Annotated in this window: 21 protein-coding genes and 2 pseudogenes; 6 read left to right on the top strand and 17 right to left on the bottom strand. The window is 65.1% G+C overall.

Annotated elements, in window-relative coordinates; genetic code table 11:
* Window positions 1-13: 13 nt before the first annotated feature.
* From HPF_RS12220 to HPF_RS12250, 7 genes are all read right to left on the bottom strand, one after another.
* Window positions 14-1,951 (bottom strand): HAD family hydrolase, encoded by a 1,938-nt coding sequence (locus HPF_RS12220; protein WP_133156755.1) that lies wholly within the window; start codon window positions 1,949-1,951, stop codon window positions 14-16.
* Between the two features lie 14 nt (window positions 1,952-1,965).
* Window positions 1,966-2,622 (bottom strand): NADAR family protein, encoded by a 657-nt coding sequence (locus HPF_RS12225; RefSeq protein WP_243721564.1) that lies wholly within the window; start codon window positions 2,620-2,622, stop codon window positions 1,966-1,968.
* Complete coding sequence (locus tag HPF_RS12230; RefSeq protein WP_243721565.1) at window positions 2,619-2,789, bottom strand: hypothetical protein; 171 nt, start codon at window positions 2,787-2,789, stop codon at window positions 2,619-2,621. The genes HPF_RS12225 and HPF_RS12230 overlap by 4 nt, the downstream gene beginning before the upstream one ends.
* A 202-nt stretch (window positions 2,790-2,991) precedes the next feature.
* The gene (locus tag HPF_RS12235) at window positions 2,992-3,528 is read right to left on the bottom strand and encodes a PD-(D/E)XK nuclease family protein (RefSeq protein WP_133156756.1); all 537 of its coding nucleotides are present in this window, start codon (window positions 3,526-3,528) and stop codon (window positions 2,992-2,994) included.
* Window positions 3,525-3,971 carry a CFI-box-CTERM domain-containing protein gene (locus HPF_RS24150; RefSeq protein ID WP_133156757.1) on the bottom strand — a complete coding sequence of 149 codons (447 nt, stop codon included), beginning with the start codon at window positions 3,969-3,971 and terminating at the stop codon, window positions 3,525-3,527. The genes HPF_RS12235 and HPF_RS24150 overlap by 4 nt, the downstream gene beginning before the upstream one ends.
* A gap of 7 nt (window positions 3,972-3,978) precedes the next feature.
* The gene (locus tag HPF_RS12245; protein WP_133156758.1) at window positions 3,979-4,254 is read right to left on the bottom strand and encodes a hypothetical protein; all 276 of its coding nucleotides are present in this window, start codon (window positions 4,252-4,254) and stop codon (window positions 3,979-3,981) included.
* The gene (locus HPF_RS12250; RefSeq protein WP_133156759.1) at window positions 4,251-5,282 is read right to left on the bottom strand and encodes a PRTRC system protein D; all 1,032 of its coding nucleotides are present in this window, start codon (window positions 5,280-5,282) and stop codon (window positions 4,251-4,253) included. Before HPF_RS12250 ends, HPF_RS12245 begins: the two co-directional genes overlap by 4 nt.
* 1,258 nt (window positions 5,283-6,540) lie before the next feature.
* Between HPF_RS12250 and HPF_RS12255 the strand changes: the two genes are divergently transcribed.
* Window positions 6,541-7,641, top strand: coding sequence for a phage integrase N-terminal domain-containing protein (locus HPF_RS12255; protein WP_243721566.1), 1,101 nt, complete (start codon window positions 6,541-6,543; stop codon window positions 7,639-7,641).
* Between the two features lie 4 nt (window positions 7,642-7,645).
* Here the strand turns inward: HPF_RS12255 and HPF_RS12260 are convergent, their stop codons facing one another.
* The 9 genes from HPF_RS12260 to HPF_RS12300 form a co-directional block, all read right to left on the bottom strand.
* Window positions 7,646-7,999 carry an H-NS histone family protein gene (locus HPF_RS12260; protein ID WP_133156761.1) on the bottom strand — a complete coding sequence of 118 codons (354 nt, stop codon included), beginning with the start codon at window positions 7,997-7,999 and terminating at the stop codon, window positions 7,646-7,648.
* Window positions 8,000-8,095: 96 nt separating this feature from the next.
* Window positions 8,096-8,314 carry a hypothetical protein gene (locus tag HPF_RS12265; protein WP_133156762.1) on the bottom strand — a complete coding sequence of 73 codons (219 nt, stop codon included), beginning with the start codon at window positions 8,312-8,314 and terminating at the stop codon, window positions 8,096-8,098.
* Window positions 8,311-9,168: a PRTRC system ThiF family protein gene (locus HPF_RS12270; RefSeq protein WP_243721567.1), complete on the bottom strand. Its 858-nt coding sequence runs from the start codon at window positions 9,166-9,168 to the stop codon at window positions 8,311-8,313. The genes HPF_RS12265 and HPF_RS12270 overlap by 4 nt, the downstream gene beginning before the upstream one ends.
* 41 nt (window positions 9,169-9,209) lie before the next feature.
* Complete coding sequence (locus HPF_RS12275; RefSeq protein ID WP_133156763.1) at window positions 9,210-9,923, bottom strand: PRTRC system protein A; 714 nt, start codon at window positions 9,921-9,923, stop codon at window positions 9,210-9,212.
* Entirely contained in the window at window positions 9,920-10,660 is a 741-nt protein-coding gene (locus HPF_RS12280) for a PRTRC system protein B (RefSeq protein WP_133156764.1), read from the bottom strand. The genes HPF_RS12275 and HPF_RS12280 overlap by 4 nt, the downstream gene beginning before the upstream one ends.
* 30 nt (window positions 10,661-10,690) lie before the next feature.
* The gene (locus HPF_RS12285; RefSeq protein WP_133156765.1) at window positions 10,691-11,740 is read right to left on the bottom strand and encodes a PRTRC system protein F; all 1,050 of its coding nucleotides are present in this window, start codon (window positions 11,738-11,740) and stop codon (window positions 10,691-10,693) included.
* Window positions 11,741-11,751: 11 nt separating this feature from the next.
* Window positions 11,752-12,195, bottom strand: a complete 444-nt coding sequence (locus HPF_RS12290; RefSeq protein ID WP_133156766.1) for a PRTRC system protein C — start codon at window positions 12,193-12,195, stop codon at window positions 11,752-11,754.
* Between the two features lie 95 nt (window positions 12,196-12,290).
* Window positions 12,291-12,779 carry a PRTRC system protein E gene (locus HPF_RS12295; RefSeq protein WP_133156767.1) on the bottom strand — a complete coding sequence of 163 codons (489 nt, stop codon included), beginning with the start codon at window positions 12,777-12,779 and terminating at the stop codon, window positions 12,291-12,293.
* A 98-nt stretch (window positions 12,780-12,877) separates the two neighbouring features.
* Entirely contained in the window at window positions 12,878-14,620 is a 1,743-nt protein-coding gene (locus HPF_RS12300; RefSeq protein WP_133156768.1) for a PRTRC system ParB family protein, read from the bottom strand.
* A gap of 91 nt (window positions 14,621-14,711) precedes the next feature.
* Between HPF_RS12300 and HPF_RS12305 the strand changes: the two genes are divergently transcribed.
* The 5 genes and pseudogenes from HPF_RS12305 to HPF_RS23890 form a co-directional block, all read left to right on the top strand.
* Entirely contained in the window at window positions 14,712-15,098 is a 387-nt protein-coding gene (locus HPF_RS12305) for a hypothetical protein (protein ID WP_165961697.1), read from the top strand.
* A gap of 347 nt (window positions 15,099-15,445) precedes the next feature.
* Entirely contained in the window at window positions 15,446-15,661 is a 216-nt protein-coding gene (locus HPF_RS12315) for a patatin-like phospholipase family protein (RefSeq protein WP_133158105.1), read from the top strand.
* Between the two features lie 66 nt (window positions 15,662-15,727).
* On the top strand, window positions 15,728-17,470 hold the full coding sequence (locus HPF_RS12320; RefSeq protein WP_133156770.1) for a methyl-accepting chemotaxis protein: 1,743 nt from the start codon (window positions 15,728-15,730) through the stop codon (window positions 17,468-17,470).
* Window positions 17,471-17,626: 156 nt separating this feature from the next.
* Window positions 17,627-18,403, top strand: coding sequence for an isoprenoid biosynthesis enzyme family protein (locus tag HPF_RS12325; protein ID WP_243721568.1), 777 nt, complete (start codon window positions 17,627-17,629; stop codon window positions 18,401-18,403).
* A 155-nt stretch (window positions 18,404-18,558) separates the two neighbouring features.
* Window positions 18,559-19,545: pseudogene (locus HPF_RS23890) on the top strand (MGDG synthase family glycosyltransferase); the annotation flags it as partial.
* Between the two features lie 1,443 nt (window positions 19,546-20,988).
* Here the strand turns inward: HPF_RS23890 and HPF_RS23775 are convergent.
* Window positions 20,989-21,213: pseudogene (locus HPF_RS23775) on the bottom strand (transposase); the annotation flags it as partial.
* Window positions 21,214-21,228: the final 15 nt, after the last annotated feature.

The following is a 21,228-nucleotide window of genomic DNA, read 5'->3' on the forward strand; positions in this document are numbered from 1 at the left end:
CTCCGTTTCCCGATCAGGTGCCTAGCTCGAAGCGAAATGAACCAGCGAGCGGGTCTATCTCTGCATGATCGAGATACCAGAGGGTGGCGTCCACGTCTCGCTTGTGGTGCGGTGCAAGCTTCCATCCTCGATCGAGTCGTCGGGAAGGCTGGTCAACGCTCAACGAAAAGCGGTGCTCAAGCAACGATGCGTCGTTGCCTGGCCAAGCGCCTTGGTCACCCATCGTCACGATCTCGTAAGGATCGATGCCACGGGCTTGGATCATGTTGGCGACCAGGTGCGACTTATTGACATTGGCGGCCAACACGTCGACGGAGTGTTTGCTCCTCACGACAGTGGATGGGTCAAGGCCTGCCTGCCGAAGCGAGTCGGCAATGACAAACCACATGTTCTCAGCGTTGGCCCCCTCCTTGAACCGGACGCTGATCTGGTGTGGGTACGTCTCGCGAACACGCTCAATCGGCACACCCAGGCTTTCAAGGCGCCCCAGAATGCGCCGCACGTGGCTAAGAAACTCGTTGGTGACAACCCCTTTGTCGATCTCTCCGTCAAGCAGGCCGATCCAGCCACCGTTGTAGAGGCCCAGGTGCACCTTCGACCATGCTTCGCGGGGAAGTACATCTCGCAAATGCCCTTGGATCGAGTCTCCCCGACCGGACGCGACACCGACAACGATGCCTGCGTCGAGTAGGCGCATCAACCGTTCGACGATAGGCCCTGAGGGCGGCGAGTCCTTGCGCTGAGAGCTGCAGAGGGTGCCGTCATAGTCGAAGACGATCGCACGGAACGGCTGCAGCGCAAGTGCCGACTCGAAACTTGCGAGCGCTCGGCTCATCGCGCCGTTCGCCCCAATCGATGGCCACCGAGCACCCAGCACTTCGAACTTGGATTGCTCGCCACGCCGCCCTGCGTCCTCAGGGCCGGGAATGAACGACGGCAGGTCCACGTAATACAGCTCCCGGCCGAATGACGGCACGTGAGGCTTGGCCGGGTCCTTTCCCATCTCCGCGGCGATGAGCGACACAAGCCGCATTTGAGCCACAAGCCCGGCTAGCAAGTCTTGTGGGCGCCCTCCTCCAAGCGGCATGGTGCAGACCGGCACACCCGACGGCAATAGCTCTTGCATCCGAGCCCAAAGCCGCTCCACGCCAGGTTCGACAAGCGCAAGAATGGCGCAGTCCTGAGCGCGCTCGGCGAGCCAGAGATGTCGCCCATGTGCGAACGAGCGGATATCGGCCAGTTGGGTATACAGAAGCGCCGATTCCGAAAGCTTCGATTCCAGGTCTGCGGCAACTGGCCGGAGCAGCGGCGAGAACACGATGATGAGGCCCTTGCGAGGAACGGCCTGGCGCACAAAATCTTGCGCGCCTGTCAGCCATTCTTGAACCGAATGGCTGCCGATGCGCAACCCATCGAGTGACTCTGGAAATTGAACTGCCTCCGAGTGCAGCGCGCCGTACGCCCGAGCAATCAGGACGGCGTCGAGCAGGAGGCTATTGGTCGCGAGATAGCCGTCCTTCTTTGCGAGTTCGAAGACATGAGGGGTAACTTCGGGAAGCTCTCTGACATGCTCCATCAGTGGACTTGATCCCCGGTTCGTCACAACGTGGACCGTGCGAGAACTGTGGCGTCGCGCTCGCTCGAGGACTTCGATGATGTCCGGATTCTTACCCTCGGCGGAGATCATGAAGACCGGACTTGAGGCGGCCAGCGTGGGATTACAAATAATCTCCAGCGGCGTTGACGGTCGCGAGACGCGCCCCGTGTACAGCTCGTGCAAATTGCACAGGAGAGAGGCGACGGTGAAAGAGCCGCCAGAGCCTACACCGATGATGCTTGACTCTGCTGCGCTGGCAATCGCAAGCTTTAACGGTTCGATGTTCGCCGACATCGCAGCAAAAAAGGTATTTCCCAGCTCTGCAAGCTCACCGTCGTAGTAGGTACCGGACATAGGGACCTGCTCGCTTACACCACGGCCGCTTTACGCTGCGAACGATTCACCGGCTTGTCGCTCCCCGCGCTCACCACCTTGCGAGGGGTACGTTTCGCTTTTGGAGCTGGCTTTGCGTACTCCGAGCGCAACTCCATCAGCATGACGCCGAGCATGTTCTGCCCCTTCCCCTCGACCTCTCCCCACAACCTGTTCACGGCGTTGTTGACCGTGCCTGCCTCGACCAGTCGCGCCTCACCAGTCGAGATCAGCAAGGCCTTCAAATCAGCATGCTGCTCGAACTTGGCACGGAGTACGGCACGCATTCGATCAAACTTGATGTCCGCCCAGTTCGGCACGACGTCCCAGACATAGAGGCCATGCGCGGCCATGGCAGCCAAAGACGGCGTGGGCGCGCTGAGGATCCAGTCACGCACGGCAGGTTTGGCCGCCTTGCCTGCCTGGTAGGCGTGCTCGGACGTTGCGTAGGTTCGCCCTTCGAACTCAACCGGTCGTGGAAAGAGATTGCTGAACACTCCGTAGGGCTTTTCGTTGGCTCGATAAAAGCGGATCTCGTCGCCTTGTGCCACGCTACCGGTGTTCGGTTGTGATTCTGATGCCGCGGGTTGTGAGACGGCACGTGCTTTGCTGGCCGCAGCCTTCTTGGCAGTCGGGGTTGGCTTCTTGGTCAATGTTTTTCCTTGGCGTTTCGTGCAGGGGTCAGCCCGACCGCCTCACAGTGATTGAGGATCAGCACCTCAATCAGACTGGTCATGCTGCGGTGCTCCCGGACTGCTGCCGCCTCGGCCGCAGCCTTGATCCGCGGATCAAGCCTGAGCGTCATCGTGGCGGTTTTCACTTTTGGACGTTGACTGGCCATCGGAGTCAGGCGTTAGCCCAGGGGTTGCGCATCGGTCTAATGTACTGCGTTTTGCAGTGCTTTTGAATGCGACTTCCAACCGTAGGCTGCCCGCCGACCGCGCCAGGACTTGCTTCTTCAGAGGAGCAAGTAGACTTTCGATACTATTCGGCCCTCGCTCAATGAGCGTCACCTATCGTCGTCATTCAGGGCGATCACAGCGCGCACGAAATGCACAGCCGACACACGCTCGAACCAAGGTGGCATAAGCGGGATCAGTTCGCAGTGCCAAGGTTGCACGGCGGCGCTGCGCCAGGGCAATCAACTGGCCCTCATCCAGCAACCGCACTTGATGGGACTGCCAGCGTCGACGTGATGTCGGACCCAGAACAGTGACAAACGCGACTGGCTCCACCACTTCGCCCGTCTGATGTTCAATGGCAACCCTCTGCGCTGATAGCTGAATGATGTCCGTCAGATAAGGCCTATCCTGTCGGCGCGTCTTCAGTTCCACGAGCACCAGCGATCCTCCTGGGAGCCGGTACACCCGATCCACCTTCGCAACAAGGCGGATGGGCTCTTCGATGCGAAAGAGCTTCTCCATGTAGATCAGTTCAGCATTGGCGAGCTCTCGCGGCCGGGACGCTCTCTCGCCAGATCCAAGGCGGCAGCGCCATCGTCGCACCAGCCATAGCACGAGCACCAGACCGGCAAGCACGTACACGGCAGACGAGGTCATGACGACCTCCTGTCGCTCAGTGACCTTTCACACCGTGCAACCACGGCGCGCAGCATGCGGCGCACCCCAGCCACGGTCGCAGGTGATCGCGCCATGATTCGACAACCCGTCGGTGCAACCCGGTAGTACGCAGCGACCAGACTCCTCCCCCAGCGCCGTCGCAGGAGCACTGCGTCACGATATGCGCGAAGCACCTGCGTCTCCCGCGCATCAGGGCCGAACACGAAGGTGGCCACAAAGCACCGGCGATCCGCCGTTGCTGCCAAGCCCTCCTCCAAGTACCGCTGATGCGCCACCCGCCCTCGAGCCATGGCTTGTCGCTGCTCGGGCGTCGCCTGGTCACCATAGAGATGTGCAAGCTGCACCCTCTTCTCGCAGAAGCCCATTTCCGCAAGCTCCGTGGCGCTCACTTCATCACGCCGCGCGTATCTTCGTGTTGGCATAGCAACCTCACTCTTCCAGGCTGGGCCCGAACACGTCGTTGGTCAAGGTCGCGGACCTCGGCACTTCGCTGGCCACGGGCGGAGGCACCTGCCTCGCTTCATCCACGGCAAACACTCCGTACTGCGCTAGGAGCCCGTCATAGGCCAGTACGCGCAGCCGATTCACGCGCTTGGCCCCTTGAGGAAACCGCGCCAGTTCGTCGTATAGGCGCGGGTTGTCGGCACGCGCCAGTTCGAACACCAGCCGGATAGGCTTCGGCTCGTTCTGAGGACGGGGATTCATACAGCCTCCCCGGCCGCACGATCCCGCCCTGGGGCCATGGCGCTGGCGGCATAGTTCTGGCCCGCGATCTGGAATCCTCGCACGTTGGCGAACATGGGCTCCTTGACCTCGTGGATCCGGTGCTTCGGAAACCCCGCCTTCACGGCCTTCTTGAACAGGAAGGCGCCACCGCCCACCAGGATGATGTTCTGCAGGCTCTCCGGGGTTTCGATCCACTGGCGCATCGTGGACACCGCCTGCTGAGCCACGCTCTCGGCCAGCGGCAGGTGCTTTTTCATGTCATACGGCTTCTGGAAGATCACGGGGGCTTTGCCGGTGCGCAGCGCCAAGTCGATGGCGTCGAAGTCACGGTAAGGAGTCCCGACGTCCTTGGAGATTTCGGCCGCCAGCAGGCGCAGCACATCGGACATGCCGCGGTTGATCGAGTGCGATTGCTTCTGCACCAGGCGCATGCCGCGCGTGACCAGCCAGTCAAAGGTGCGCGAGCCGGGGTCGATGACCAGACTCTGCTCGGTGCCGATGGTCTCGATCTTCTGGTGTTCGGCCGCGTAGTGGACCAACGCACCCTGCGGTTGGGCCACGGCCATCGCCTTGGTCACCGTCACGGTCTTGCCGCCGCCGACCTGATGGCTGCCGACCATGGCTTTCTCGAGCGCGGCCTTCTTCAGGGTGAACAGCGCCACCGGCAGGCCGACGATCAGCAGGTCGATGTGCGGCAGCTTCATCATGCTGAGCGCGCCGCGCAGCAGCGCCATGTACTCGGGCGACTCGGTGTACTCGTCGTGCAACTGCTTGGCGCGGAAGGTGTCCGCGGCCAGGCCGACATCCGGCCCGACCTCGTAGAACAGCGGGCCGACTGGGATGCAGACGGTCTTGCGCCGTTCGCTGGCCGGCCACTGCGGCGTCTCGCCGCTGGATGGATAGGCGATCGAGGGGAAGCTGGCGCAGCGGATTTCGGCTTCCGTGACGCCGGTGACGAACTTGGTGTTGCCCGATCCGACATCCACCGCTCTGACGATCAATTCCATGATGGTGCTCCAAGGTGAGGAAACATGACGGCCAGCATCGGAAAACCGGTGCGACCACGCCACCCGCAATTCGCACGAAATGACCCAGGTTTCGGGATCAGGTGCCGCTGGCTGTCACCGGAGTGAAGGAACAGTGGCATTGCAATGACGCCAGACCCGGACTCAAGCCGCTGCGAACTGCGTGTGTGTCACCACCGTCTCACCGCACTGGCAGTCGTCAACCCCCGTTGCGCGCCCATCAAGGGCCCCTTCGTGCAGATGCCCGGCAAGGGCTTGGGACTCCCGTCCGAGACCAGAGGCAGGACTTTCACCCGTCAAGCCCGCATGCAGCCTTGCTCTGCGTTCGTGCGGGACACTAAATCGCCCCTATCACGCCGTCACGTGCCCACAAGCGCCACCGGCAAGGCGCTTTCCCATGCCGTCGCATTGCCACGCCGGCATTGACCCGCAAGCCCCTTTCGTCATCCACTAGAGGCTCCCGAGGGCCATCCTTGGCCCGCTCCATCGCGGAGCAACAGGCGTCGCAGTCGTTACCTGCCCTTGCAGCCCCGGCCCAGAGCCGGGGTGGCCGTCGCCCCCGAGGCGACCGCTCCGAGGTTTATTTCGTAGAGCATGTGCCTCGACCTTTTCCAGCCCCTGTGGCTGGGCGCTCATGGAAGCGCGTCGAGGCCGTCGATCTCCCGGCCCGGTACCCGATGCCGGTTCCCGATCCCGCCATCACCCGAGCACGCGTGTTTCACGCCGCCAGCGGCTGTGCTTGCCCTTATGGGCTCCCCGCTGGTTTCCGCTCAAACGCCCGACACCGCCCTGGACTTTCGGTCAGGGGTGGACCCATGCGGTCGGATGGCGCTGCGAATTCCAGGATTGATCCACCAGTAGGCGCGAGACCCGATCTCGTCGCCGATGCGGCTGCCCGCCCTTGAGGCGGTGGCGCGTCACAACCCTCCGTGGTCGCAGAAATGCGCGGACGGAGCCGGATCACATGTTTTCATTTTTAAGACCGACCGAGCTTGCCCATGCACATGTGCTTGGCTGGCGCAACCCTTGGGTCGGCGGCACGCGGTGTGGTCCCGCGTGTTGCCGTGCTTGCCTGACCACCCGCTCCAGCGGATGACGGAATCCGTCGCTGGGGTCGGACTTCCCGGATTCCTGACGGCACGCCGTTCGGGCGGCGCGCCACTCCCTTCACCTGGAAAGCACGATGACGACACCCTCAACCCGACCGGCTGATCCTGCCAGCCCAGGACGGATCCCTGGCATGGATCGACCGCGCCCCCAGGCGTGGGCGGGCAAGACGCCCCAGGAAATCCTTGACCGCTTGCGTCCCGGCCATGCCGATCCGCTGCGGGTGCTGGACACCCTGATCGATCTGTTCAACACGCGGCACACGGCGCGCGAGAAGACCGTCTCGCACAAGACCCGCGCAGAACGAGCGCGCTTTCTGCGGCGCTTCTTCCTCGACCTCCAGTGCAAGGCGGGCTTCCACACCATGCCCGATCCGCGCAACCTGGGGCAGAAGCACCTGCACGCGATGGTGCAGGTCTGGCAGCGCGAGCGGCTGGCGCCTGCCACGATCCAGACCTACCTGAGCTTTCTGCGGGGGCTGGCAACCTGGCTGGGAAAGCCGGGCTTGGTGCGGCCACCCGCACGCTATGGCCTGAGCCTGGAGGAATACGAGCGCCACGAATACGCGCAGCGCGACAAGAGCTGGGGCGCGCATGGCGTCGATGTGGAAACGGTTCTTGCCCAGGTCGCGCAATTCGATGCGCGGATCGCGGCGTCGATACGGTTGATGGACGCGCTGGCGCTGCGGCGCAAGGAGTCGGTGATGTTCCGGCCCTTCGAGCACGTCGTGCCATTCGAGCAGACCGGCGTGCCCCTCGAAAGCCGCAAGGCGGATGAGTATGTATGGATCAAGGGCAAGGGTGGGCGCGTGCGCTGGGTGCCGCTGGAGACAGACGGTCAGCGCTCGGCGGTGGCACTGGCACGTTCACTGGTCACGGGCCGCGACGCGCACATGGGCGATCCAGCCCTGAACCTCAAGCGCAACCTGCGCCGACTCGACTACGCCCTGGAGAAGTTCGGCATCACCAAGCGGCAGGCAGGTGTCACAGCCCACGGCCTGCGGCATGGCAATCTGAACGACCTGTATGAATCGCTTTCAGGTGCGCCATCGCCCGTGCGCGGCGGCAGCTGTGTGGACGCGAATGCGGATCGGGCTGCACGACTGGCCGTATCAGAGAGAGCTGGCCATGCCAGGCAAAGAGCCGCTGGAGCCTATATAGGCCAAGCATCGCCGAGGCAAAGCGCAGGCCACAGGCAGTCCGCCGATGGGCCGGAGGCTAACCCGTCAGCCTGACGCTTCAGGCGGCGCGCAGGTCGGCTTCGGTCTTGCCGCTGGCCAGGGCCTCGGTGAACCACTTGGGCTTGGGGCCGTAGCCCGACCATGTGTGGCCCGCGTCGTCCTTGTACTTGATGCGGCCCGAGGCGCGCTGGGTCTTCGAGTCCTTGGCCTTCGCCACGCTGGTTCGGGCCTTGCGCTTTGCGGCATCCAGTCCCAGGTCGGCGGCGGTGATGCCATAGTAGGCAATGGCTTCCTTCATGCGGCCCACCACGCCAGCCTTCTCGTCCTCGCGGAGTTGATCCCGCTCCTTTTGCAATCTGGCGATCTCGGCGTCGATTTCCTGAGTCGTGCGTTGGGAAGATTTGCGAGCCATGGCAGCCTTTGTCATTGGAATGCGTTGGAATGCGTGATCGTGCGAGGCGAGTCAGACACCCAGACCACAGGCCAAGTCTATAGCAGGCCCTCGGAATCAAGTCGCGGGCGACACGTCGAACGCCTCGTCCGGGTAGATCGCAGCGCCGTGCGAACCAGTCTGGACTTGCTCCATTTCTTCTGCCTCGTCCTCGGACAAGCCATACATTGACAGCGCGGCACACCGCGCCAGCGTCTCGTTGGCCTCGGCCACCTGCCCGATATGAACGGCATGCCCGTTGCGCACCACGCGCACGTTCCATTGCTTCATGGTCATGGCGCGCACTCCTCGGCAATGGATTCCAGTTCCGGCTCCTGGCGCTCGGCATCCTCGTGGCTGAAACCGAAGCGCGCCCAGGTGCGTGGATCGACCTCGATGGGGCCGCTGCGCTTGGACTCCAGATTGATGACGACACCGTGCGCGGACAGCCGCCCTTTGGAAAACAGCTCATAGAGCAGTTGCGCGGCGTAGCGCACCGCCACGTCGTTGACGAACAGCCCCTGGGAGGCCAGCGACATGCGCACTGAGCAGGATGGCTGGTTGTCCTCCGGCGCTGCAGCGTCGAGCAGCTCAGGGAACAGCTCGGTCACGCACGGCAGGCGCGGGCCTTGCCCCTGCCGCGATGCCGCGCTGCTCTGTGGTTCGCCCAAGACCACCTGCGCGGTGGACTCGGTATTGCCCAAGTCGAGCCAGTAGCCGTAGTGGTTGGCGTCACGCCACGCGAGATGATGCAGCGTCTGTCGCGCCGAGCGGCTGTCCACGCAACTGACCAGAAGATCGGCGCTGGCCGAGTACCGGTGCCCAAGTACGAATTCCTCGTAACGCATGGGATGGGCTTCCCAATCCAGCCCATAGAACTGGTTCAGGCGGTGGATGGTCACCAGGGCCTTGTGCTTGCCGATGTCGGCGGCGCTGTAGAGTTGCCGCCCCACGTTGGCCTCGCTGACGCGATCCGCGTCGAATGCCTTGACGTGCAGTCCCATCGGATGGCCCAGGGCGCGCATCGCAATGTCCAGGCGGGCGAGGCAGGCTGCCATCTGCGCGCCGTTGCCGCCCACGCCCACCAGATGCACCGCCACGCGGCGCTCCAGCAGCTTCGGCTGAATCAGGTGTTCCAGCAGTGCCTCCAATCGAATGACCTGCACCCAGTCTCTCGCGGGAACACAGGTGTTCAAGGCAGACGGCGATCCCGCCAGCGCCACAGCACGCGCTGCATCCAGCCTTCGCTGCGCTGTGCAGCAGCGCCCTGTTCCGGCCATTCGCCTCGCGGCTCCCGCCAGGGATGCCGGTCGAGCGGCTGGTAGAGGCCATTGATCACCAGCCGGAAACAGGCCGAGGGCCGTGGCCGGTCGAGCAGGCCGAAGACGCCCGCCACCTTGATGCCCTGGTCGTCGCGGTCGTCCTCGCCCGACCAGAAGGCCGGTGCCCGGCCATGCGTGTGCAGGTCCACCGCGACCGTCTCGTCGTCGGCCATGGCGGGACGCCGATAGCGGATATGGACGGGCGAGGTCTGCTCGGGCTCGCACATCGCCAGCCGAAGGTGCCCGGTGCGGCGCGAATAGATCAGCACCCCGGCGGCTTCATTGGGCAGGCTCTCCCGGCCCGCCGCCACGAACGCTTCGATCAAGCGAATGGGCAGCACGCCAAAGCTGAAGCGCAGGTGCTCCGCGACGTCGCCATAGGGCAAGCGCATGGGCGGCGAGCCGTGGCCCAAGGCCACGATGCTGTCGAGCCAGTCGAGCCGGGTCTGCACGAACCAGCCATTGCGCGCCGCGATGACGCGCTGGCCGTTGCCCATGTCCGGCAGTGCGCCGAAGCGTGGCGCGGCGATCACCGGGCAGGCGGCGAGCAGGGCTTGGTCTCTCGGGTCCATCATGCCCCTCATGTCGCCTCTGGTTCGCCCAGCAGTTGGCCCAGCGTGGTCTTGGCATCGACCAACACCCGCTCGGGAAAGCGCGTGAAGCGTCCATCGAGCATGTCGCGCCAGAAGGCGTAGGCCCCGCCCCGGTAGCGCAGCAGCTTGCCCGCCACGTTGGGGTGCGTGAAGTAGGAACGCAGGAAGGCGTCGTTCCAGGCGCTGATCTTTTCCACGGTCGTGCCATTGGGCACCGGCACATTGCCCTGGCAGATGCGGCCCTGGCCATCGACGTTGAAATACGGGGCCTGGAACAGCGGCGTCTGCGGCGTCGGGCGGTTCTGGCCCTTGACGGCCCACACCCGCCATGTGTGGCTGGCAGCGGCGAAGATCAGCCCCGGTTGCGGCACCGTCTCGCCGCGCTCGCGCCCGCGAAACGCTTCGGCCTGCTCCGCGCCCACCCTGAACGCCACATGCCTGCGTGCCGGAGGCACCCACCACACCAGCAGGTCGCCATGGAGGTACAGCACCGTCTCGGGAAGGAAACCGCCGTGGGCCGCGCGCTGGAGCAACGCCCCAGCCAACGCCCTTGCCGCCTGGGCGGTCATCGCCCGGCCCGCGCCAATCACGGGTGCGCCATCCACGGTCGCGACCTCATGCACCGTGGCGAGTGCGCTGCCCGAGCGGCCGTGGTACAGCAGCACTGCCTGATCGAGCTCCAGCACGTTGTCCGTGGGCGTCTGAATGGAAAACTCCGCCTCGTTCATGGAAACCACCTCCTATCTATATGGATAGAGTCAGTGTCCGTGGCACAGGGCGTGGATCAAGCGGTCGATCAGCGCGATGGCCTCGAAGCGCTGTCCCATGCGCAGGAACCACGCTTGCAGCGCGCCGGGGTCGTCCAGCGGGATGAGCACCTCGCCCATGCGGTCGCAGTAGTCGGACTGGTGCGCCAGATTGAGCAGGTCGTCGTAGATGCGGGTGGTGACGTCCCCCTCCTCCCACGACAGCACCGCGCCGAAGCCGATGTACTCGCCTTCGATGTCGGGATGGAAATCGTCGGCGAGCGTCAGGCGCGACAGCGCCAACGCATCGGCGGCGATCTGGCGTTGGTGGGGGTCAGTCAGCGTCCTGGCGGCGCGGCGCAGGCTGCACGGTCGCCATGCCGGGGTGCGCCTGCGCCCACCCGCACTCTTGTCCGGCCGCACCAGCCAGCGGCGCGCCCACTCGGGGTAGGCATCGTCCAGCATCCTGCGCGTGACCATTTCCTCGCGCATGGCTTCGCGTTCGGCGTCATCGCTGTCCTCGCACATCATGTCCAGCGCCGCCTCCTCATCCATTTCCCCCTGCCAGTACACGTAGGACGCCACGTCATCGGCAACGTCCGGGGTGAACAGGGGATACACATAGCGGCCCTGCTGGCGCAGCACCTGCAGCACCGTGGCCCCCAGTTGCGGCATGGCTTCGTTCAACGCCTCCAGGCTGCGGCCCACCGGCCACTCGGCCTCGCGGTATTCGCACCAGTACACGTCCAACTGGGCATAGGGGGCTGGCGGACCGCTGCGCATGCCCGGATGCTGGCCATGCTCGTCGAGGACGTTGATGGCGAAGCGCGGCTCCAGGCAGTGCAGCGGGCCGATCTGACGCTTGATCCAGGCGTCGATGGCGCGCTGGCAGGCTTTGAGCGGGTCTGCCTCGCCATCCGGGAGGTCGTCTTCCCGTACCGCGCCCGATGCGATCAGGAAACGGCACAGCGCCGCGTTAGCGCTGGCCTGGGACGTTGAAGCGACCGCCAGCGGGATGCCGGGTTGCAGGCTGGGCAGCACCAGCATGGGCGCGACAGGCATGACGGTGGCCCTCAAGGCAGCGGGGTGAGCATTTCGCGGGGAACGCTTGCGCGCAGGGCTGCGCCTTCGTGCCGGTGCTGCTCCAGGGTCTGGTGGGCAAAGCGGCTCCAGGCCGCCGAGCGATTCGCCACGGCGCGCTGCGATATGGCGCGGGACAGCTTGGCCGTCGCGCTGGCCGGGCCGGTCTGCTGAGGCTGAACGCAAGCCAGCAGCGCCGCAAGGCGGGGGCCGGGTTGCTCGGCCTTGCCCGTGCCCTTGGTGCCCACGGCCTTGCGGAACGTGTAGTCCTGCCGCCCGTTGGCGACCGGACCGGCCTCGACCTCGGCGCTGACCAGTTCGGGGTATTGCGCGCTGTAGAGGTCGCGCACCTCGCGGGGCGAGAGCCCGGGCACATCCGGCAGCAGGATGCCGTTGTAGGTGAAGGTGCGGACAATGGGGGTGACTTCGATGGACATGGGCTGGACTCCTGGGGGATGAACGCGGCAACCGCCATGGTTGCCATGTGTTCAGTCTCCCGCTGCTGATGCCCACATCAAGGGTGCCCGCCGACTCACCCGAACAGGTCGAAGGATTCGTCGCCAGCGGTGGCGGTTGCGGCAGGTGCCGCGCCCGCCACTGCGGCCTGCGAGGCATCGTCCTCCCCCTCGTCATCCGCCGCGTTGCCCGAGGCGGATACCGCCGGGGCTGTCACAGGCTTGGCCGGGGCGGACTTGGAGGCACCCGCCTTCACGGTGGCATCGCTGGCCTTCTTGACCGATGCCGCCTTCGCGGCCTCGATCACTTCCTTGGTGGCCTCGGCCTGCTGCGCCAGGCTCTGGCGCACCTCGCGGTAGCCGCGCAGGGCTTCGATGAAACCCGCGTCGAACTCCTGCGGCGTGGCCGTGAGGCTCAGGGGCTGCGTCAGCCCAGGTTCGCCTGCATCCTGCCGGGGCTTGGGGATCACGTTGACCGTCAGGCGGCCGGATTTCTCGTCGGCGCTCACGGTCATCGTGAGCGTGGCGCTGCAAGCCAGCGCGAAAAGTTCCTCGAACATCGTCATTTGAAGCTCCTTGGTGGAATGGGCGACATGGCCCCATGCGGGGCCGTCCAGACCATGCTAGAACCGGGCTCCCTGGTGTCCAGGGGCCGGTTGGCAGGTCAGGCCAACGCAGGCTCGGGCTGCTCCTCCGGTGTGGCCTCGGTGCTCTCGGCCTCATCCGCTCCATCGGTCAGGATCGGCTGACGCGGATAGCGCATCACGGCGGGCACCGTGCCCTGGTAGACAAAGCCCGGCACCTTGAGCAGCGCCGTGATGAAGTCGGGCTTCTTGCCGGCGCGTGCCGCCTTGAAGCCCGAGCCCATCGCCTTCTTGAGCCCGACTTCTGCGGCAAGGCTCTCCAGTTCGCTCATCGTGAACAGGTCGAGGAACTCCTTGTTCCACTGGAAATACCGCCCTTCATCCACCTGGGCATAGTTCAGCAGCAGTTCGAGGTCGGTCACATTGACGCCGAACGCCGCCGAAGCGGTCGCGGCTTGCAGCAGCCGCTCCAGTTGGGCCTCGGGCGCGGCTGCGGCCCGTTGCAGCCCGCCCCGCACGCCGAACCCTGCGCCTGCGGCCTGACCGGCGAGCCGGTCGAAGGCGTTGCGGAACTGCGCTTCGCGAAGATCGGCTCCGCGACCGGCCAGCGCCAGCGCGATCAGCACCCGCTGGCTGCACTGCGGCTGCGCCATCAGGGCCTTGGCCAGCCACTTGCGCCACTCCATGACACGGTGGCTGACGACACGCTGCGGCGTCTGGTTCGTGGGTGCGGCGGGCTTGGGCTTCTTGCCGGTGGGCTTGGCTGCACCCGCCTTCACCGCGCCCTTGCCCTGCGCTTCGTCCAGCGCCGCCTGGGCATCGCGCTGCGCCTTGCGCCACAGGGCGACCTTCTGGCTGTTGCATGCGGCGTCGAAGCACAGCGAGCGCGTGACCTCGCCATAGCTGCCCGGCATCACGGATACCGCGCAGCCGAAGGACTGGCATCCCTGGCAGGACGTGTACTGCGGCGCGCCGACGCCCAGGTCGCCCTCGGCGGTCACGGGCAGCGGCGTGAAGCCATCGCCGGTCTTAACGATGCGGATGACCGGGTATTCATCGCGCAGCGCATTGGCTCGGGATTCGATGGCCTGCTGGGTCAGTTCCTCGAAGTGGCTCGGGTGCTGGCAGTAGCCCTCGCCCAGGGATTCCGCGAACAGGCCCGACTGCCGCGCCGAGTTGTGCGGACAGCCGCCGCACTGCGCGGTGTCGAAGATCGCGTCGGCCAGCCGCCGTGCGTAGCGGCCCAGTTGCGCCTTGAGCACGGCCACCGGCACTTTCTGCGCCACGATGCCGGTGAGCACACTGTCCTGCTTGTCCGGGGGAATGCCCGAGAGCAGTTCGGCGTGGCCGAGCTGGATGGTGCGGGTGGTGAGCGCCTTGAGCACGGCGGGCGTGCAGGCCAGCAGCGCCAGCCGCCGCTCCAGCACATCGCGCGACCAGCCCATGAGGCGGGCGGCTTCCTCCTTGTCGCCGCGCTGGCGCAGGAGCTGGCGCTGTGCGGCGTGGGCTTCCTCTGCGGGCGACATTGCGGCGCGGTGGTAGTTCTCGATCACCGACATGGCCTCGGCCGTCTCGTCGTTCGCGTCCTTGATGACCACCGGCATGTCGTAGCCGTCGCCGAAGACGTTTTTCGCGGCGCGCCAGCGGCGTTCACCGGCGATGATTTCGTAGAGATAGGTGCCCGGCACGGGGCGCACGACGATGGGTTCGAGCACGCCGACGGCACGGATGCCCTCCTCCAGTTCGGCCATCTCGTCGGGGTCGAAGTATTCGCGGGGGTTCTTGCCTCGGACGATCTTGCGAATCGGTAGAGTCGGTTGCATGGATAGGGTCACGTTGCCTCCTGGCTGCATCGAGTGGATTGCAGTCATCCTCTCGCGTCCCTACTCGCATGCGACTCCCCCCTGGCGACACGTGCCCGAGCGCGAAGAGCGCGTACATCTCCCGGCAGTTGACGGGAAGCAGATGGCGTTCGAACGTGCCGCTTCGCCGGGCTACGAATCGGCTGAGCTGGTCCTTTTTGGTCGATCCGATGGGCTGGAGGTCACGAATATCGTGCCCCTGCAACTCAGCGAGCTGAGCCACCGTGCCTACAACACGATCCTCGAAGATTTCGCCGAACAGATCGCGCGGCCGGCAGCGAATTCGACTGGGTTCGTGGTCGAGCTGTCCGGCAGCACGGAGCAGATCGAAGACAAGCTATTGGAGGCTTGCACACGTTCCGATCAAGAAAGCATCGCGCGCGCACGGAGGTCATCTGCTCGTTCTGCACTTGATCAAAATATACTCGATAGAATATAGTTCGTTCGTACGACCTTTTTTTGAATCTGACATGACCAAGAGTTCTAGGCACTCATGAATCGCTTGACTACCTATGCGCTCGGCCGCCATGGCCATGTACCGTCGGTCTGGTGGGCTGGCACGCAGAGCGCAGGCAGGGGCACGCAGGCGTGCAGGGTGGCTGTGCTGTCCCTCTGCGTATTTCTGCTCGCCGCCTGCACGGATGGCTCAAGCTCGCCTCGATCCGCATCCACGCCGATGCCTGCGGAAGTTGTCGTGGTACGGCAGACACGATGGCCTGTTACCAACGATGTGACTGGCAGCGTCGTCTCTGATGGACGCATCGACGTGGCTTCGCGCGTGACCGGATTCATTCGCCAACTCGATGTGCGCGGGGGCTCGCGCACATCGGCGTGCTGCGGGCCATCGAGGAGGCCGGCATCGCGATCGACTTCATCGCCGGCGCCAGCATGGGCGCGCTGGTGGGAGCTGTTTACGCCGCTGGCAAACTGAATCAACTCGAAGCGGTACTTCAGTCCTTCGACTGGAAAATCGCCCTTCCACCGACCGCTGCCACGGGCTGAGTTTGAGCAGCTCCTGCAGGCACAGGCGGCGCCCCCGAAAGCAACCCCATCCCAGAAGGAAAACACATGAATCAGTTCAAGATATCAACCCGCCTGATCGTGCTGATCGGCAGCATGGCGGTGCTGCTGATCGCCATCGGCCTGACAGGACTGCTGGGCATCAGCCGCTCCAACGCAGCCCTGCAGACCGTCTATGCCGACCGCACCGTGCCCATGGGCCAGATCGCGGAAATCCAGCAACTGCTGCTGCGCAACCGCCTGGCCATCGTCAATTCACTGATCGACCAGCAACCCCAGTTCACCCAGGCCAATGCGGCCGACGAGGTCGAGGCCAATACCGCGCGCATCGGCAAGGTCTGGGCCAATTACATGGCGACCTACCTGACATCCGAGGAATCGGCGCTGGCGAAGAAGTTTGACGAGGAGCGCAGCCGCTTTGTCCAGGAAGGCCTACGCCCGGCCGTGGCGGCCCTGCGCAGCAGCGACATGGGCGAGACCCACCGGATCGTGGTGGAGAAGATCCGTCCCCTGTTCCCGCCCGTCGCGACCAGCATCGAGGCCTTGATGCAGCTGCAACTCGACGTGGCGCAGCAGGAGTATGAACAGGCCGTCGCGCGCTACACCGTCATTCGTGCCGTTGCCATCGCGGCGATCGCCGGCGGTCTGCTGTTTTCCGTGCTGTTCGGCCTGGCCCTGGTGCGCGGCATCACGCGCTCGCTGAAGGAAGCCATCACCGCTACCCATGCCGTGTCGCAAGGCGACCTCCAGCATCGCATCCAGGTCCTGGGCCGCGACGAAGTGGCCCAGTTGCTGACGGCGCTGCAAAACATGCAGGACAACCTGACGCGCGTGGTGTCCAGCGTGCGGCAGGGCGCCGAATCGGTGGCCACGGCCTCGACCCAGATCGCCCAGGGCAACACCGACCTCAGTGCACGCACCGAGAGCCAGGCCAGCGCGCTGGAGGAAACCGCCGCGTCCATGGAGGAACTCGGCTCCACCGTGACGCAGAATGCCGACAACGCGCGCCAGGCCAACCAGCTGGCGCAGAGCGCCTCGACCGTAGCCGTCAGGGGTGGCGAGGTCGTCGCCCAGGTCGTGGACACCATGAAGGGCATCAATGAGTCAAGCCGCCGGATCGCCGACATCGTCAGCGTCATCGACGGCATCGCCTTCCAGACCAACATCCTGGCGCTCAATGCGGCCGTGGAAGCCGCACACGCGGGCGAGAAGGGGCGCGGCTTTGCCGTCGTCGCCGTGGAGGTGCGCAACCTGGCCGGCCGCAGTGCCGAGGCCGCCACGGAGATCAAGCAGCTGATCACCGACAGCGTGGACCGCGTGGAACAGGGCAGCACGCTGGTGGACCAGGCTGGCGCCACCATGAGCGAGGTGGTGGCTGCCATCCGCCGCGTGACCGACATCATGGGCGAGATCAGCGCCGCCAGCAGCGAGCAGAGCACCGGTGTGGCCCAGGTGGGCGAAGCGGTGACGCAGATGGACCAGGCCACGCAGCAGAATGCCGCGCTGGTGGAGGAAATGGCCGCGGCCGCGAGCAGCCTCAGCCAGCAGGCACAGGATCTGGTACAGACCGTGGCGGTGTTCAAACTGGATCAGAGCGCAAGCAGCGGCCACGCGCAGACCCGGCCTGCCGCGCCATGGCCGGCACGTCCAGCCACTGCCATCGGCAGCCCCGACCCTGTCGGGCGACAAAGCCTTGCGAGCAAGCCGCATGCATTGAACGCGCCCACCCCGGCTGCTGTCTCCCGTTCCAGCCCGGATCGCGAGGTCCAGGGGGACGGGGAAAGTTTTTGAGTTTGATCAGCAGTGTCCCAACGTTTTCACATCAGGACGTTGTAATTTGATGATCTGCTTACCAACTCCGGTCTGGTCTCGATTGGAACGTCAAGCGTCAGACTTGTGGCCTTTTGCCTTGTCACGCGAAGGACCGCCATGCACCAAGGCAAGCCCATGTTTACCGAGACTGTAATGACCGGCGTCCGCGCCGCCGTGGCGGGTACCCTGACCTGTGAGGCCGCGCCCGTGCAGCTTGCCGTGCGCCTGTTGCTGTCGGACCAGCAGATACCGATCCGGGCACTGGTGACTTGCAGCATCCATTCCGGGCAGCAGGGCATCAACGCCGGTACCGCGCTGGACCTGATCTACATCAGCTTGCAGCAATTGCATGCCCACGTCGATGCGGTGCGCGGCTCATCTGCGCTGCTCGGCAATGCGGCCACCGTGCTGGCGGGGGATTACCTGACCACAGGCGCCTTCCGCTTGCTGGTGCGTTGTGATGACCTTCAAGTCCTGGCCCTGGTTGCCGATGCGGTCAACCGGGCGGCTGAGTTGGAGGCCGCCAACCTGAACCATGTGCAAATCACAGGCGACGATCCAGCACAATGGTTGCGGGCTCGTCAAAGATTGGCCGTGCCGCTGGGTGAGGCGGCTGGCGCCACAGGGGCCACTCTCGCAGGCTACTCTGACCCTCTTACCAAAGTAGCACGCCGCTACGGAGAAACCCTCGTTGCAAGTTGCGTGTTGTTGCAGGAAGCCGATGTCATGGACGACTTCGTGGCGCGCACGACCGTCCAACGTTCAGCACTCGACCTGTGCCGCCAAGCAATGCAGGGAGCACGGACCATCGCGACGGCCACAGGGAACGGCCGTCCACTCGAACTGGCTGAACTGATCGCGGCAAGAATCCATGCGAGGGGGCGCCCGCGGAATCACGTGTCGGCATCCTGACCGATACCAAGTGGAATAAGAGAGTCCCATTCCATGAAAAAATCCCATTCACACGCTTGGCGCCGCCGGTGCTGTCCATGTCCTTATCTGCCCACGGGCTACATGATCGGCAGCCTATGGCTCCTGCTTTCCATTCTGCGCAGCGGGAGAGGGCGATGAGCACCACCGGAAAGATCGTCATCTTCTATTCCTCCATCGGATACGGCCACATCAGTGCCGCGCAATCCATTCGGGACGAGATACGGCGGCAATCTCCGGCGACCCCGGTGCTGCTGCAGGACATCCGCGCGTTCATGCACCCGGTGTGGCGACGGGTTGACGAGCGCCTGTACTGGTTCGTCGCCAACCATCTGCCGGAGTGCTTCGAGAGTCTGTTCCGTGCGATGCAGACGCGCGGCAGCCGTGTGCCCTCGCTGTCGATGCTGCCCAACGATTATCCGGAAGAAAGCGTATTGGCCTACCTGAGCGCACAGCAGCCGGATGCCGTTCTCGCCACCCATTACGGGGCCGCTCAGGTGTTGGGAACCTTGCGGGAGAAAGGGCTGCTGTCCGACACGAGAATCGGCTGGCTGCACACGGATTTCTTCGAGGGCTATTTTCCGCGCATCTCCAAGCGGATCGACCATACCTTTCTTGCCCACCCGGAGTTGGAAACGCGCTGGCTGGCAGCGGGCGTTGCGGCCGACAAGGTCGTCACCAGCGGCATGCCGGTGCGGATTCCAGAGAGATCCGCCGACGCCCGCCGCGCCACGCTCCAGGGCCTTGGGCTGTCGGCGGACCTGCCGACACTGCTGCTGACCGGCGGCAAGGAAGGGGTGGGCGACTATCCCGGGGTCATCGGCAGCGTGGTGCGCCACTGCCCGGGGCGCCTGCAGATCATCGCGGTGTGCGGCACGAATTCGAGGCAGCACGAAGTGCTCTCCGATCTGCAGGGAAAGCTGCCAGAGAGCGCGACACTGAAGCCGCTGGGCTTGCTGCCGCGCAGCGACATGGCGGCCTGCATGGCCGCCGCCGACATCCTGGTCACCAAGGCCGGCGGGATGACGCCGGCAGAGGCTTTTGCACTCGGGGTGCCGACCGTGCTGCTCGACGTCATCAGCGGCCACGAGCGCGAGAACGCCGCCCTGTTCCAGCGCCAGGGCCTGGCCAGGTTTGCGGCCAGCGCCGACGACGCGGGGAAGTTCGCGGTGGACCTGCTGTGCGACCCCGCCCAGCGCGAGGCAATGCTGCGTGCGCAGAGGGAGTTCCGGCAGAGCATCGACATCGCGAGCATCGTCCGGTTTGCGCTCGACGAAGGCTTCAGGCCGGCCCGCCCACTGCCCGACTTCGGCGTCGAGAACGGCGCGCCCGTCCAGGGCATCGGCCAGGCACTGGCGAAACTGGATGCCGAAGCGCCGGCAGAGGTCGAACTGCTGCTGTCCTATGCCACCTCGCAAACGCCGCAACGGGTCGTGCTCGAAAACCCGTTCGGGCATCTGGCCATCCGCATCAGCGGCATCGTCTACAGCGCGAACTACATCGCAGACCCGTCCGTCGATCCGAACTTCCTGCAGCATGTGAGCCTGACCGATTACCTGTTCGGCATCCATCGCCCGTCCCGTTCGCAAGTCCACACCAACACCTACGGCATGGCTTATGGCCGTGAGACGCTCGGGTTGCGGGTCCAGGGCATTCCCGCCGGGCGTCGTGCAGCGATGGTGGCCGAGGCGCACCGCATCGAAACCGGATTCCGGGACGCCAGCCTGCGCTGGAGCCGGAGCGAATTCAATTGCGCCGACGTGGTGGCGCGCATTCTCGCCGCCGGTGGCTACGACGGCCGTTCCCTGTACGACCGGGCGGGTTTGCCGAACATGCCGCTGGACCTGTTCGAGCGCATGCGGGCACGCTTCGAGGAAGACCCTGCCTTGCGGGAAGAGCTGGTGGCCTACCGATTGTTGCCTGGAACGCAGGCAAGCTACCGCTTCTCCCGTTTCCCGCTGTCGATGGGGCAGCCGCTGCGCTCGGTGGCGCGCGTCCTGGGCGATGCGCAGCCAGACGCGCTCGAACAGGCGGTGGCCCGGCAGGTCACCAGTTACTTCGGCGACCGGCAACTCTACGTGGAGGACCTGCGGGCATGCTGGCCCGCTTCGCCCGCCGCGGGCCGTCCCCACTTGGCGCTGGAACGGGCCATCCTCGCCGATCTGCGGCGCCTGCTCGCGGCCTACGTGAAGCTGCCGCTCACGCGGATCGAACGCCTGGGGAGCCTTCCCGCCGCAGCGACGTTCTACCGCCTCGTCGATCGCGGGATCGAACTTGCCCGACTCGCCACCGAGCATGCCGAGGATGATCCGCGCCCTCGCAGCTATCGCCTGCGTGCGCTGTTCACCCAGCTCGTGGAAGCCTACGGGCGGATCAACCCGCAGCGCTTGGAGGCACGCCATGTGCAGGCCTACCTTGCGCGGCTTTGGGCGTTCGAGTCGGCGCTGGGGCGTGACGTGCCCCCGGGCACTTCGTCGGCGCTGCTGCATGTCTGGTGGCACAGAATGGCGGCGCTCGCTCGCCCCAGTGCGCGGTCGCACCCTCGCAGCAGGGAGACAAGTGGGTTCAGCGGCATGCGGGTTGATCCGGGCGAAGTCGAGCCCAGCGGCGATGCGCAAGAGCAAGGCGCGCATGGTCTCGAAGCAGAACCGGCCACGCGCTTGACGCTTGGTGACCTGGAAGAGCCCGTTCAGGGCTTCCAGGAGGCCGCCAGCCCGGTGGGTCTGGGTCCAGGCGACGATGCCATCGAAGGAGTTTCGGATCAGCCAGGCGAAGTTCCTCATCGGCTTGATGACCCCTATGACCGT

This window comes from Hydrogenophaga pseudoflava (genome assembly GCF_004353865.1).
Taxonomy (GTDB): Bacteria; Pseudomonadota; Gammaproteobacteria; order Burkholderiales; family Burkholderiaceae_C; genus Hydrogenophaga; species Hydrogenophaga pseudoflava.